The following is a 15,498-nucleotide window of genomic DNA, read 5'->3' as shown; positions in this document are numbered from 1 at the left end:
GGCCGGATATACGTATGCAAATACTAAACTTTTCACTAGCTAATTACTTGCAAAAACGGATGAGTCCATATACGTAGCCTGGTTGCTTGCAACCAGGTTTTCCAATTTAATCGGTCTGACCTTATTCACCAAAACAAAATGCAATGACTTCCCCGCCCCAATTTCTTGGTAGCATGCCCTCACGAACATATCTATCGGGGCTAGAGAAAAGCCAATCTTTAATGTCCTTTGCCAATCCATATTTCACCGGATTAAAATGAATGTAATTGCAACATATAAAATAATATCTTTTCTGAAAAAAAGTTTTTCAAAGAGCATTGATATTGATAAATCCTGGTTGCAAGCAACCAGGCTGGCTAACTCACCATGTAACATCTAATGCTGGCAAATCACTTAAATCAAGTCTTACATAAACCAAAGTATCTGTAACTTCACCTGTCATAGGTTTTACACGATTTGATTTCATAATTGATTCAAGTTGATACCCTAAACGTTCTGGAATTTTTTTACTCCGCTCATTATCAATATCGCAGGTAATAGCAATTCGTTTTACGTTTAATGCTTTAAACGCATATTGGGTGATGGCATTTATTGCTTCTGTTATTAAACCCTGCCCCATATATTTTTTACGAACCCAATAACCAGTCTCTACACAAGGGACATCCCAATCTATATTATGAAAGCCAGTTGCGCCAATAAAGTCATTAGTGTTTTTATCTAAAATTAATAACATCAATTCAGGATCTTCTTTCTTTTTAAACAGCCAATTCGCAGCCTCTCTCCTTACAATTTCTTCAGAGTCATTCAAAGATGGTTTTTCATTTGCCCACAACATAAATTTATTTAATAAATCGAAGCTCTCCAAAATTGCAGAATTTAACATTGCCCCATCCCCCACTTTCGGAGGCCGCAATATAAGGCTTGGAGTCTTAATTGGCACTGGCAAATCAATTAGTATGGGATTGGCATTTTTCATATCAACATCCTGCGCTCTTAGAATATCAATCTCAGAAGTGTATCATCTTGTTTTGTTTATCTCTAAAAATGAATCTCTTGCTTCCACAAAATATAACACTATCAACATAAACGAACTTTGATTTTTGCACAGGGTTATCAAACCTATTTTACGAATAAATTATCGTGTTTTGTTAATTCAGAACTAATATCCAAAAACCCATCATTTTGTGGAAAATAGAATCTTGTTATTTAAAACTCATTTTTGTGCATAAATTGGGTACTTTTAAAAGATACTATCTAGAAGAAAGTAGATGATTAAAGAATAATATTTCAAATATAATCATATGGTTATCTTTAGTGTTTACTTCAAAGAGGTCAAAATCAGCGGGAAATTTCGTTATTAATCAATAAGTTGGTGGAGGCGGCGGGAATCGAACCCGCGTCCGCAAATCCTCTGCCTTCAGCTCTACATGCGTAGCCTTGTCTTTTGATTTAACTGTGCATTCTCCGACAGGCAGGATACTACACAGCGATTCCCTGAATTTCGCGCCTTAATACGGGATGGATTAAGACACTAGCTTATTTCTTATGACCGTTGATTCGATACCAATAAGCGGGCTCGGTCGAACGGGATACTGGGTTTATTGGCCAGTACGCAGTGATGGTTCAACTAAAGTGCTTATTAGGCAGCGATAGCTTCTCCACCAGCAAAGTTTTCATCGTTTGCATTTATATTTAGTTGAGTCTGATTTACGAGAGTTCTCATTCTCGGCATGCACCTCTGGTTTTGCAACCCACGTCGAAGCCAGGTCGCCCCCAATCTGTACACTTTAAGTATAACATAAAATGTGTGCAGATTAGCAGCTTTCTTTTGAAAATTCAGGGTGTAATTTCCTGGGTTAAGGCTTTGCCTGTACCCAGGTTTGTCGCTTTAGCCTTGAATGCCATTATGGCGTAACAAAGCATCAACCGTTGCTGGACGTCCTCGGAACTCTTTATACGCCTCAGCGGCTTTCTTCGCACTGCCTATTTCCAATATATAATGCAGGAAATCATGCCCCGTTTTCGGATTTAACACGCCTTCTTCTTCAAAACGGGAAAAAGCATCGCTGGATAAAACTTCTGCCCAACTGTAGCTGTAGTAGCCTGCAGCGTATCCACCACCAAATATATGGCTAAAACTCTGTGGGAAACGATTGTAAGGAACAACAGGCACCACGCAGGTTTTAGAACGTACATCAGCCAAAATGTCATCAACCATTGAGTTCTGATTTGGAACATATTCCTGATGAATACGAAAATCAAATACAGAAAACTCCATCTGCCGTAACATGGCCATAGCAGATTGGAAATTTTTTGCAGCAATCAGACGTTCAAAAAGTGAATTAGGCAGCGGCTCGCCGGTATCAACATGTGCAGTTAAAACCGCTAAACCACTTTTCTCCCAACACCAGTTTTCAAAAAATTGACTGGGTAATTCTACCGCATCCCATTCCACGCCATTAATGCCTGAGGCTCCAAGGTAATCAACTTGAGTTAAAATGTGATGCAAGCAATGGCCAAACTCATGGAATAAAGTCACCACCTCTTCATGAGATAACATCGCAGGCTTGTTAGCTGATGCCTTAGCAAAATTACACGTCAATGTCGCAATGGGTAACTGGACGGTACCGTCTTCCAATCTTCTACGACTTTGCAATGAATCCATCCATGCGCCACTGTGTTTGTTAGGCCGGGCAAATAAATCAGTAAACACATAACCACGAACAGTGTTGTGTTCGTCGATGACACAATAGCATTGTACGTCTTTATGCCAGATATCAACGCCTTTTATTTCCTCAATGGACATACCATACAGTTTATTGACTAACTCAAATAATCCTTGCATCACTTTAGGTTGAGGAAAATAGGGCCGCAAATCTTCTTGTGATAGCGTAAATAATGCTTGTCTTCTTTTTTCAGACAAATACCCTATATCCCAGGGTTTGACAGGGTTTATCTTAAATTTTTCAGCAGCAAATTGTTCTAACTGTTTAAACTCAGTTGTTGCTTGGGTATGTATTCTGCCAACCAAATCATCCATAAAATCTCGCACTTGGCTGGTTGATTCGGCCATTTTTGTCGCGATGGATAATTCTGCGTAGTTGTTAAAACCTAACAGCTTGGCCTTTTCATCGCGTAATGCCAAAATTTCCTGGATCAAGGGCGTATTGTCATAAGTGCCGGCATTGGGACCTTGATCGGAGGCTCTGGTAATATAAGCTTTATACATTTCTTCGCGTAATGCGCGATCTTCAGCATACGTCATCACCGCTTGATAACAAGGATACTCGAGAGTTAGTACATACCCTTCAAGTTTTTTTTCAGCCGCAACTTCTTTTGCCGTATTTAAAGCATGTTCAGGAAGTCCCGCCAAACGTGCTGAATCTTTAATATGTAACGTAAATGCTTGGGTTGCATCGAGAATGTTGTGTTCGAATTGATTGGTTAGATCATCTAGGCGAGTCTGAATTGCTTCAAATCGTTTTTTATGTTTTTTATCTAAAGCAACGCCTGATAATTCAAAATCTCGCAAACTGTCATCAATTAACTTCTGTTGCACTGGATTCAGGGTGTGTTTATCAATTGATTTAATGGCCTCATACAATTCATGATTATGACCCATTGCGGATTCATAAGCAGAGAGAAGTGGCAAACACGCATCATAACATTTGCGTAGCTCAGGTGAATCCATCACCCCATGCAAATGAGACAGCGGCGACCAAAAGCGTTCCAGCTCATCGGCCATATCATCTAAAGGGTACATTAAATTGTCCCAAGTATAATGAGGATTTTCTTTGAGCAAACGTTCAACTTGCTCCAAATGCTTTTTTAATATGGCATCAAGATGAGATTGAAATTGTTTAATATCAATACGACTAAATTGTGGTAATCCAACTGACGCTGACATGCTTTACCTTTGAAAATAGATACAAGAGCTAAAGCATATCATTCAATTAATCAAGGCTCTATACCCAAATGAGATCATTGGAGGCAACAAAATGGATCATCCAGTAGCATCTCTTCTTCTTCAGAAATTTTATCTAACGCTACGATTTCAGGCTCTTTATGGACAAAAAATCCCAGTTTGGATAAGGCGGATGGACGATCTATTGTATCAGCCGGTCGACTTTCGTTAACGGCATCTGCTAAGGCAAAATTAACAAAACAAATCACGACCAGAGCAACAGCACCAATCACAGGAATAATTGGATACGCGGCAAACATGGGAAGAGCGCAACACATAGCCAGGAAAATGAGGGTTGTTGTCGTTAAATGAGAGCCAAGACGAAATTGCTCAAAAGCAATTTGATTGTCTATTGCTTTAAGGTGCTCATTTATTTCTCTTTGTTCTTTCACACTCATTGTTCTATTGAGCATTTCTGTGTATTGCGAGCGCAGTTCATACAAACGACTCAACTCAATATAAGCACGAGTAAGCGACATGATTACATCAAAAGCAAAAGCAGCAAGCGACACAGGGAAGGCAAATGGGGCCAATGCGCCGATTAAAATATAACAATTAAGAAATCCTGCACTAAACCAGACAATATCATTACCTAATTCAAACCAACGACGTTTTATTTGCGCGCTAAAACGTACGGACCAGCCCAAAGACTTCTCGTCCTCTTCCATCCACCAACCAGGCACCGTATGTTTGAACACCACAAAGAAGTTGACCAACAAACGCGGCAGAAAGAAAATCCACGCTAATTGCGCGATAAAGGGATCCAAAACTTTATCCATAGTTCTGACAAAATGAAGGTATGACTCTGATTTGGATACTTGGGAGATAAAATCCAAAGCGCGTTTTGAACGGGTAAATAACAATCGATATAAATTAGTCTCGACCGTCATATTACGTACTTCTTGTGTAAAAGAAAACTCTTGTACTTTTTTAGGGTTTTTAGGGAAATTTTCTATTAATTGCGCAAGCAATTCACGATATAAATTTTGTTGCTGACGTAACCGCACCACTTCTCTTGGTACAATCAAATAGCACTCATAGATATGCTCCAAAAGTTCGGCCATCAGCAATGCATCGATTAGCTGCTCTGTGAGTTCTTTTCGATCGATTGCCTGCTCAGACAGAAACTTGGCACGTAGCTGTTGTCCCAAAAGACTATATTCCAGGTTCAACACCAGATGAAGAGGGACTATCTTGCGATAAAACTCAGGACCTAACCGCTTAATACTTTCCATGAAGGTCCAATCCAAAGGATTTCGCTCTATCCGCAAAGACAGCTCAGGAAAAGTCTCATATAAATGTCGGATAACTGGGGTCATGATGTCCTAAAATGAATTTTGGGATATCAAATGACCAATTCTATATTGATCATTTGCTTATTGTCTATTAATAACTTTAAAAGTAAAAAAATAGAGCTGATTATATATAAATCTACATAAAAAGAAAATTTATGAACATTAGGAGCTGTTTGTTGTTTCAGTGGATTAATCAAGAATAAATTTGACTTGTTTTTTTTATCACCAAAAACATCCATGATTCAACGTATCGAGCTATACTATAGTGACACGAATTTGTCGTTTTGGCGTGCTCATACAATGTGAAAATAGGGCAAAATTCGCTCTTTTTGCAAAATAATGGTCAAAAATGCACTTATTTTCTTGCTGATTCATGTCTTCTGAGCGACAATATTGCACCGAGTTAAGTACTAAGAGAATCCATGAATCTTTCCAAAGAATTAGCCAACGCCATTCGCATTTTAAGTGTAGACGCAGTAGAGCAAGCTCAATCAGGACATCCAGGAATGCCTTTAGGCATGGCAGACATCGCCACCGTTTTGTGGAAAAAGTTTTTAAAACATAATCCCCAAAATCCACATTGGTTTAACCGCGATCGTTTTGTATTGTCCAATGGACATGGTTCCATGCTGCTTTATTCATTACTTCATTTGACTGGATATAAGCTCTCCTTGGAAGATTTGAAGCAATTCCGTCAACTCAATTCGAAAACACCAGGACATCCTGAGTTTGGCCATACACCTGGAGTAGAAACGACTACCGGTCCTTTAGGACAAGGCTTGGCAAATGCAGTAGGCATGGCTTTGGCAGAACGCGTTCTCGCAACGCACTTCAATCGAGATAATGTTAATCTCGTGGATCACTATACCTATACTTTTACTGGTGATGGATGTCTCATGGAAGGCATTTCACACGAAGTATGTTCGCTAGCAGGTACTTTAGGATTAGGGAAGCTAATCGTTTTCTATGACGACAATGGAATTTCTATTGATGGTAAAGTTGAGTCTTGGTTTACTGACAATACAGCGCAACGCTTTAAAGCATATCATTGGCAGGTCATCGAAGCAGTAGATGGTCATGATATGGATGCAATTGAGCAAGCCATCCTTAAAGCACAAGCCAATACCACACAGCCCACACTGATTATCTGTAAAACAATAATAGGACTAGGCGCCTCGGTAGCAGGAAGTGAAAAAGCTCATGGATCGGCATTAGGTGCAAAAGACGTTGCTCATGTTCGTGAATTTTTTAAATGGAACTACGAGCCTTTTGTAATCCCTGATACCATCTATCAGCAATGGAATCACATAGAACAAGGGGAAAAAGAAGAGCAGCAATGGCTCGCGCTGCTGGATCAATACAAGCAAAAATATCCTCAAGAACATTATGAATTCTTACGTCGCATCAATGGTGATCTTCCTGATGATTGGCAAAGTAACAGCCAAGAATTTTTTGAACAATGCCGCAACAATGACAAAGCCATCGCCACCCGTAAAGCATCACAACAATGTATTGAACATTTTGCCCGCTTTCTGCCTGAAATGCTCGGTGGTTCAGCAGACTTAACCGGATCCAATAATACAGATTGGTCGGGCAGTAAAGCCATCACAGGTGAGGATTATTCAGGCAATTACCTATATTATGGTGTACGCGAGTTTGGTATGGCTGCAATAATGAATGGCTTAGCTGTCCATGGCGGATTTATTCCTTATGGTGGAACATTCCTGGTTTTTGCAGACTATGCGCGCAATGCCGTACGTTTAAGTGCCTTAATGCAACAACGCGTTATTTATGTATTCACTCATGATTCGATTGGGCTGGGTGAAGATGGTCCAACACATCAACCCGTAGAACATGCGTCCATGCTTCGTATGACTCCAGGTATGAGCGTCTGGCGCCCTGCAGATTTAATGGAAACAGCCGTTGCATGGAAACTTGCTTTGGAGCATCATAATGGGCCGACATCCTTACTGCTTTCAAGGCAAAATCTCCCAGCATTGCCTCATGGAGCAACGGCTGCTGAGTTAATTAAAAAAGGGGGTTATATCATTCTGGATTGTGAGGGCACTCCTGATGCCATCTTAATTGCAACAGGCTCGGAAGTTCAGCTCGCCCTTACTGCTGCAGAGCAAGTGAAAACACAAGGACTGAAGGTGAGAGTAGTTTCCATGCCTTGCGCAGAACGATTCTTGGAGCAAGACCAAAGCTATAAAAACCAAGTTTTGCCCCAAAATGTACAAACCCGTATCGCAATTGAAGCGGCCAGTTCTGCTTATTGGTATCAATTTGTTGGCTTACAAGGTGCAGTCATTGGCCTGGATCGTTTTGGCGTATCGGCTCCTGCTGCCCAAGCTTATCAATACTTGGGTATTACTGTAGAGCGAATAGTTAAAACTTTGGAACAATTAGTACAAAAACATTAAAACATTATTAAAAATTGGTAGCCTGGGTGAAGCGAAGCGTAACCCGGGAAAACATATCCCATGCATCCCGGGTTACGGCTTCGCCTTCACCCAGGCTACACAATTAAGGCTTAACTTGAGATAAGTAACTCATTACTAAAATTGGAGAGAATATGACAATACGTGTCGCGATTAATGGCTACGGTCGCATTGGCCGTTGTATCTTAAGAGCAATTTTTGAATCCAAAAAACAAAATGAATTTGAAATTGTTGCAATCAATGATTTATCCGCGATTGATGTTACAGCACATCTGACCCGTTATGATACAACACATGGTCGTTTCGCATCCGATGTAAGTGTTGAAGGCGATATGCTCATCATCGATGGCCATGCGATTAAAATCATTGCCGAGCGCAATCCTCTGAATTTGCCTTGGAAAGAGTTAAACATTGATTTAGTTTTAGAGTGCACTGGCTTCTTTACTGAACGAGAAAAAGCGATGCAACATATCAGCGCTGGCGCGAAAAAAGTATTGATTTCCGCTCCAGGGAAAAATGTGGATGCAACCATAGTTTATGGAGTGAACCACCACACGCTCAAAGCTTCTGATCTCATCGTTTCCAATGCTTCCTGCACCACAAATTGCTTAGCCCCAGTTGTGAAACCATTAAATGATGCATTAGGCATTGAAGCAGGTTTATTGAATACAGTTCATGCCTACACCAATGATCAAATGCTTTTAGATGGAAGTCATGAAGATCTACGTCGTGCTCGTGCAGCAGCTCATTCCATTATTCCAACAAAAACAGGCGCCGCAGCGGCAGTAGGATTAGTATTACCTGAATTAGCAGGAAAACTGGATGGTTTTGCGATGCGTGTTCCTGTTCTTAACGTGTCCGTTATTGATTTAACCTTTACAGCAAAACGTGAAACCTCTGTAAAAGAAGTCAACGATATCGTACGCCAAGCAAAAAGCCGCATCTTGCAAATCAATGATGATCCTTTAGTTTCATGTGATTTTAATCATAATCCCGCATCGGCTATTTTTGATACCACGCAAACCAAGGTATTTGGCAATCTGGTGAAAATTGTAGCCTGGTATGACAATGAATGGGGCTTTTCTAATCGTATGATTGATACAGCTCAGCAAATGATGAGTTGCTAAACCCCAGTTTGGAGACAACTGATGAATTTGATACAAATGCGCGATATAGACCTGTCAGGAAAACGGGTGCTAATTCGTGAAGATCTGAATGTTCCTATCAAAGAAGGAATTATTACCAGTGACCAACGATTACAAGCAGCACTACCTACCATCAAAGCTGCTTTAGATGCTGGTGCTGCAGTTATGGTCTTATCTCATTTAGGGCGTCCTGAAGAAGGAAAATTCGAACGACGTTTTTCGATGGAGCCCATTGCTGCATATTTGCAGGACCATCTGAATTATCCTGTGCGTTTCGTACGTGATTATCTCAATGGGGTGGAAGCCAAACCCGGCGAGTTAGTTGTTTGCGAAAACGTGCGCTTTAATGTTGGTGAAAAAAATAATGATGAACAACTGGCAAGGAAACTTGCCGGTCTCTGCGATATTTTTGTCATGGATGCTTTTGGCACAGCACATAGAGCTCAAGCATCTACTTACGGCGTAGCTCAATATGCGCCTATTGCAGTTGCAGGTCCTTTATTAGTAAGGGAACTTGATGCCCTGGAAAAAGCACTTGCCGCACCACAAAAACCTATTGTTGCGATTGTAGGTGGCGCCAAAGTTTCCACAAAGCTCAGTTTGTTACGACAGTTAGTCACGCGTGTTGATTATTTAATTCCTGGTGGCGGAATTGCCAATACCTTTCTCAAGGCTCAAGGATTTGAAATTGGTGTTTCTCTTTATGAACAGGATTTACTGGATGAAGCACGTGAAATTCTCCAACTGGCTAAAGAAAAAGGCTGTCATATCCCCTTGCCAACCGATGTTGTAGTAGGTAAATCGTTTAGTGAGCATTGCCCAGCCTACAATAAGTCGCTGCACAATGTTGCTACTGACGACATGATCCTCGATATTGGCCCCATGACAGTGAGCGAGTACGTTGATATTATCAACAAGGCCAAAACCATCATTTGGAATGGTCCAGTTGGTGTTTTTGAATTTGCACAATTTGCCTATGGAACACGTGCTTTGGCTATTGCTATTGCTGAAAGTCATGCCTTTTCAATTGCCGGCGGTGGTGATACGCTTGCAGCGATTGATCTCTATGATCTGAATCAGCAAATTTCTTATGTTTCCACAGGAGGTGGGGCGTTTCTTGAGTGTTTGGAAGGAAAGACCTTGCCAGCTGTTGCCATTTTGCAGGAGCGTGCAGAAGATGTTAAGACAAACTAAGATTGTTGCCACATTAGGACCATCCAGTAGTAATCCAACAATACTCCGTGCCATGTTAACCGCAGGTGTCGATGTGGTACGGATTAATTTCTCTCATGCTGATGCCTCAGCATCACAGCTTATTGCAATGGTTCGAGGAATTGCTGAAGAATTAAATCGTCCATTGGCCGTAATGGCCGATTTGCAAGGCCCCAAAATCCGCATTGGTCGCTTCCAAAATAAATCAATCACATTGGTTGAAGGCCAAGCTTTTTCTTTAGATTGCAATGCCCCGGACTTGCTCGGTGACAATAACGAAGTTTCAGTAGTTTATCCCAATCTATCTCGGGAACTGGCTCCAGGAGATCATCTATTACTTAATGACGGTTTAGTTGAATTGGAAGTCAAAAGTATTGCTGGCTCTAAAATTCACTGTATTGTCATTGAAGGTGGCATTCTGAGTGATCTTAAAGGATTAAACAGAAAAGGAGGTGGTCTCGCAGCCAGAACAATGACTGATAAAGACAAACGGGATTTGCATACAGCGATAGAAGCTGAGGTGGATTACATCAGTTTGTCCTTTGTCAAAGATGCCGAAGACATTCGTCATACCCGTGCGCTCATGTCCGAATTCGGCAAAAAAATACCGATTATCGCAAAAATCGAGCGTACCGAAGCATTGGAATACCTCACTGAAATTATTCGGGAAGCTGATGCAATCATGGTAGCACGAGGTGATTTAGGCGTCGAAATAGGTGCTGCAGAAGTACCTGCAATTCAAAAACACATCATTCACGAAGCACGTCGATTGGATAAAGTGGTCATCACAGCAACCCAAATGATGGAGTCTATGATTAACAACCCTCAACCTACGCGTGCTGAGGTTTCTGATGTTGCCAATGCCATATTGGACGGAACCGATGCGGTGATGTTATCTGCGGAAACCGCCAGTGGCCAATTCCCAGTAAAAGTACTATCAATGGTCAATAAGATCTGTCTTAGTGCTGAAAAGCATGCGAGCTTTTACTATAAAAGTAGCGATGAAACCTGCCATTACCAACGTGCGGATCAAGCCATTGCGATGGCAACAATGCATGCAGCCAATCATTTCCCCATCCAAGCAATTATTACCTTGACTGAATCGGGTGATACTGCATTATGGATATCAAGACAACAAAGCACAGTTCCTATTATTGCTGTATCTGCGAATAAGAGAACCATAGGTCGCTTGTGCCTTGCTCATAATGTGTTCCCAGTATTTATGAATTATCATCAATTCACTTCTGAAACCTTGAATCAACAAGTGCTTGCAGAATTGATTGAGTTAGGTCATCTGGAACAAAAAGGCTTTGTTTTATTAACACGTGGTCGAGTAATTGGCTCAGCGGGGGGAACAAACAGTATGGAGATTATTCGGGTTTAGAGATTATAATAAATTTGCGAATTACGTAGCCTGGGTGCAGCGTAGCGTAACCCGGGTTATGAGAGCATGGCTTTTATCCGGAAATCCGGGTTACAGCTTGGCCTATACTCAGGCTACAATGTGCATTATGAATAGAAATATTTGTTTTATTTGCGGGTGTAGTTCAATGGTAGAACCTCAGCTTCCCAAGCTGATGGCGTGGGTTCGATTCCCATCACCCGCTCATTCAACTGCAAATGCTCTTCATGGATAGAAAACTAAACTTCTAAGGATAGATATGAAAATAGTATTATTATTACTCACTTCCCTTTTTTTATGTAATGCTGCTCATTGCGATGAAGGTTATTGGGATGTTTTAAAAATATCGCCCGAAAAAACTCAGCAAGAAAGTAATTTATCTTCTGAAGAGCATAAGCTACGAACCCGTGTACAGATGGTATATCAAAATTACAGTCAAGCACATCCCAATTGTAACTATCAAGCGAATCCTAATGTCTATGTTTACCCAGAAACAACTTATGTCCTCAGTAATCCTTATATTCCAACCAGTAAAGAACGCTCGGCCTTTAAATTTAAGATTAGAAATTTTGTACTAGATAGTCCTCCAAGTGATCAGATTAACGATCCTTATTGTGGTAAAATCAGTATCAAATGTGCTTCTTATGACGAACCGTTCATCAAGTTAAACTATTATTGCGAACGAATTCATGATGGACTGGTATCCGATCCAGCAAGATTATCTGACCCGAGATATAATAAATATCTGGCCTACCAAGCAATTTATAATCTTACAGTCATGCCTACAGCGCTGAAGAGCTTTGGTCTGCTGAAACAATTTTATCCTTTAGAGGCATTCCCCCCTTATTCAAGTACACAAATCCCTAACCCAGATTATGAGTACGATGGCGTTGTATATTCTACTTTTAACTACCCAGACCCAACGGTTCCTCCTTCACCCAATTATACCAATGGAAATTATGGCTTCTTATTTATAGGTTCAGCAGAAAATTTAAAATCCTTATGTCACTCAATTCAATATTTTAATTTATCATTAGAAGATGCAGGGGTTCGTATTAACGAGTTTTTAGGGTTGCCACCAGATTCCCCCGATGTGCAAAGAACGTTTACTTTTTTTAAGTTAAGAAATAATCCGCATATTTCTGGGGTGCAAGATGGCAATATGTTTCGGCCCTGCCCTGTTGATAGCAGCATTGAAACACTTTCTTGCCCTGTTTCTGCGCAAGTGATCCCTCATAATTGCAAAAATAGTCCTCCACCGCCCTATGATGGCACTACGCTCAACTCGTTCTTAGCAAATCAGTTTTATTCTGCTTACTGTAGCACGACTCCAAATACAAATTCAGGTCAACCAACCCATTTCCCTTGGACAGGGCAAGGATTTACTTATGATTGGTATCCCTGGCCTATACATCCAATCAATGTTCAAGGAGGTGCTGAATATGTTCCTGCCACGAATAGCGGAGGTTTTAATATAGAAGTAGCGAATAAAAAATCGTTAGCGGATTTTCTGCTAACCTGTGATTTTAATTAAGAATTGGCATGGCATTTAAATAGCTTGTAGCTTGTAGGCAGATTAGCGCAGCATAATCCGGATCTTTGTCTTTGCATATAAGCTCTCGGATTACGCTACACTAATCCGGGCTAAAAAGTCATAAGCATCCAGATTTACAACAATTAACTATCGATAACTTCCTTCTTCTCTTTAAGATTTCGTGAGAGCCCCAATTTCTCTTTCAAACGCGCTACAACATCTGGGTTGTATTGTTTTTCGTTTTATTATTCACCACTACGATCAATAAAAACCCACAAATCCACATGCATTTTGCATAAGAAAATATCAAAATTGTCTATACTTAAATATATTTGAAGGTTGAGGTGCATTATGCCTAAAGTGACTAAGTTGCTTATTAGTGACATAGATAAGACTGCGATTGTACAAAATAAAAAAACTGGAGGGGATCAGTATTCGACCGTAACTGATAAAAAAATATCTGAAGCCATGGCAAATGGGAGCGAGGTTATTTTTTTGTCAACCATGACAATAGATGAAATAAAAACGGCTGCTGGTGAGGGGAAAATATTAAGAACAGAGCTCGAAAAGAAATATTCAAATGCAACAAAAAAAGAAAAAAGCCCCAAAATTATTCCTGCAACTGATCTTTTCTTTACCTCCTTAGGAGAGGCTTATTTAAATATTTTCAAACCCCTATATGAGAAGATAGCAAGTAAGACTATAGACCCCCTAAAGAACCCGAAAGATTATAAGCAACAAATAGGAGAGCCTGGAGCCCGTGATATATACCATCGAGCTGCTCACCACGTGATGAAAAAGTTGCTATCTGCAATGAGTGAAAAAAAACCGATATTCCAAAATGAAGAAGAGAAAAAACAATTTATAAAAACAGCTATTACTGATTTAAAAAATGAATTAATAGAATTTACTCCTGAAGGAACTTATTTAACTGCGATAGAAAATTTAGAGCGTTTTTTGCAAAAATGGGATCCAACCGACGAAAAAAATTACGACGTTTTTCTAAATGCTTTCATAAGCGAGTTAAATAAGACTAAACTCGTTGATCTAACATTTATTAAATTTATTCAAGAGAATTCGCCTCTTTTTTTAAAACATCAGCTACCTTTAGATGATGAAAAATTTTTGAGCTTCATGAGAACAATTAAAACATATGTCGACAAGGCCGAGGATGGCGATACCATAGATATTGACTTTTTGGATGATAAAATGGGGTGCTTAGAAGAAGCATCACAAGCTATTAATATTATAATGGCTGCAACGAAAAAAAATATTACTATTAATTTTAAATCTACTGCAGTTTTGGGGGACGCGGCAGACATACACAAAACTTATCAAGAGATTACATTCATTCCTCATGACGAAATAATAAAAAAAATAAATAGTGAAAAGGAACTTAATAATATTTTACCCTATTTGAATTATCTGAATATCAATTCAGTCACTGAACAAATTAACACAGATACGATTCCTTGTGTTGCATTATCTCAAGTACTTAAATTATATAAAAATTTTCAAAATGACCCCAAATCCATAAATTTTTCTAAGCTAGAAGATGTACATTCTATTGAGTACAAAGCGTTCATGTTATTATCACCTACAATAAAATTGAGCACACTCAAAGAGCGATTGAAAGATCCGAATCTGGATCAGAATGACTTGAGGTTTATCTGCGAATATTGTTCAAAAAAACTTCCTCATGCAACATTTACTGACTTTAGTAAGACTAGAGATTTTTATCCGCACGGCAACTTTTACAATTTCTATGGGGCTTTAAAGGATGAAAGTAAAAACGGTTTCTTAAATAAATTACTTGATATGGTAGAGAAAGATGACGCGCTTAAGAAAAATGATTTTATTCAATTTCTGCTCTTGGAAGCAGATAGCAAAAATATTGAGCAGCTATCACCACCTCGCAAAGAAACAGTCATAAAAATATTATTGAATAGCGAAAATATTACGCCGGATACTCAAAGTTTAATTATTAATCGATTATTTAATAAGCTTTCGTTTGATGAAAAATTGTTCAAAAACTTGAACGAAACCGAAAAAAATAATCTATTTCGCATGATGCGAGAAGGACCTATTAACCGCCTTTTGTGGAGGCTCCCGGTAGAAATTGGAAAGTCAATCTCGAACAATGAAAATGAAAATATGTATAAATTTATTAATGCACATCTGCGCGAACTTAGCTTGGGCTCGGATCAAAAGTTAGTAAGTGATTTGGCAGCTCAATTTAAAAAAGTACCGGTACAGGATAGGCAATCGAGCGCATTAGCTAATTTTAGGCAATCCATTTTACTCGAGGGATTTCAGGAGAAAGCATCTAAAATTAAAAGTAAAAGCGCCACATTTAATGCACTAAAACAATCCGAAATAGATCAATCATTTTTTGAGAATTATGTAAAATGCATGGAAGAGTCTTATATTACCCTGGCGTCTAAAAGTTGATTATTCCCATGCAGCATATTTAGTCTCATTTTTCTTAAAAAAATTCATAATTTT

At 39.5% G+C, this 15,498-nt stretch carries 9 protein-coding genes, 1 tRNA gene, 1 other RNA gene and 1 pseudogene; 7 read left to right on the top strand and 5 right to left on the bottom strand.

What is annotated here, in order from left to right:
* Positions 1–361 precede the first annotated feature (361 nt).
* The 4 genes from Lstg_RS14760 to Lstg_RS14750 all read right to left on the bottom strand — a co-directional run bounded on the left by Lstg_RS14760 (position 362) and on the right by Lstg_RS14750 (position 5,283).
* Positions 362–976 (bottom strand): GNAT family N-acetyltransferase, encoded by a 615-nt coding sequence (locus Lstg_RS14760; RefSeq protein ID WP_058478442.1) that lies wholly within the window; start codon positions 974–976, stop codon positions 362–364.
* A gap of 394 nt (positions 977–1,370) precedes the next feature.
* Positions 1,371–1,775: a transfer-messenger RNA gene (gene ssrA / locus Lstg_RS17400) on the bottom strand.
* Positions 1,776–1,888: 113 nt separating this feature from the next.
* Positions 1,889–3,907: a M3 family metallopeptidase gene (locus Lstg_RS14755; RefSeq protein ID WP_058478441.1), complete on the bottom strand. Its 2,019-nt coding sequence runs from the start codon at positions 3,905–3,907 to the stop codon at positions 1,889–1,891.
* A 74-nt stretch (positions 3,908–3,981) separates the two neighbouring features.
* The gene (locus Lstg_RS14750) at positions 3,982–5,283 is read right to left on the bottom strand and encodes a hypothetical protein (protein ID WP_058478440.1); all 1,302 of its coding nucleotides are present in this window, start codon (positions 5,281–5,283) and stop codon (positions 3,982–3,984) included.
* Between the two features lie 398 nt (positions 5,284–5,681).
* Between Lstg_RS14750 and tkt the strand changes: the two genes are divergently transcribed.
* The 6 genes from tkt (at position 5,682) to Lstg_RS14715 (ending at position 12,993) form a co-directional block, all read left to right on the top strand.
* Positions 5,682–7,682, top strand: a complete 2,001-nt coding sequence (gene tkt, locus Lstg_RS14740) for a transketolase (RefSeq protein WP_058478438.1) — start codon at positions 5,682–5,684, stop codon at positions 7,680–7,682.
* 152 nt (positions 7,683–7,834) lie between these two features.
* The gene (gap, locus tag Lstg_RS14735) at positions 7,835–8,827 is read left to right on the top strand and encodes a type I glyceraldehyde-3-phosphate dehydrogenase (RefSeq protein WP_058478437.1); all 993 of its coding nucleotides are present in this window, start codon (positions 7,835–7,837) and stop codon (positions 8,825–8,827) included.
* A gap of 21 nt (positions 8,828–8,848) precedes the next feature.
* Positions 8,849–10,039 carry a phosphoglycerate kinase gene (locus Lstg_RS14730; RefSeq protein ID WP_058478436.1) on the top strand — a complete coding sequence of 397 codons (1,191 nt, stop codon included), beginning with the start codon at positions 8,849–8,851 and terminating at the stop codon, positions 10,037–10,039.
* Positions 10,023–11,441, top strand: a complete 1,419-nt coding sequence (gene pyk / locus Lstg_RS14725) for a pyruvate kinase (RefSeq protein ID WP_058478435.1) — start codon at positions 10,023–10,025, stop codon at positions 11,439–11,441. The genes Lstg_RS14730 and pyk overlap by 17 nt, the downstream gene beginning before the upstream one ends.
* A gap of 152 nt (positions 11,442–11,593) precedes the next feature.
* A tRNA-Gly gene (locus Lstg_RS14720) sits at positions 11,594–11,664 on the top strand.
* A gap of 54 nt (positions 11,665–11,718) precedes the next feature.
* Positions 11,719–12,993, top strand: a complete 1,275-nt coding sequence (locus Lstg_RS14715; protein WP_058478434.1) for a hypothetical protein — start codon at positions 11,719–11,721, stop codon at positions 12,991–12,993.
* Between the two features lie 143 nt (positions 12,994–13,136).
* Here the strand turns inward: Lstg_RS14715 and Lstg_RS18155 are convergent.
* Positions 13,137–13,229, bottom strand: a pseudogene (locus Lstg_RS18155) (activator of prop osmoprotectant transporter); the annotation flags it as partial.
* A 133-nt stretch (positions 13,230–13,362) separates the two neighbouring features.
* Here Lstg_RS18155 and Lstg_RS14710 point away from each other — a divergent pair.
* Complete coding sequence (locus Lstg_RS14710) at positions 13,363–15,444, top strand: hypothetical protein (protein WP_156413873.1); 2,082 nt, start codon at positions 13,363–13,365, stop codon at positions 15,442–15,444.
* Positions 15,445–15,498: the final 54 nt, after the last annotated feature.

Origin of the sequence: Legionella steigerwaltii (assembly GCF_001468065.1) — a bacterium.
Lineage (GTDB): Bacteria > Pseudomonadota > Gammaproteobacteria > Legionellales > Legionellaceae > Legionella > Legionella steigerwaltii.
Note: the sequence above shows the minus strand (reverse complement) of the source record. Positions and strands in the feature narration are given on the sequence as shown.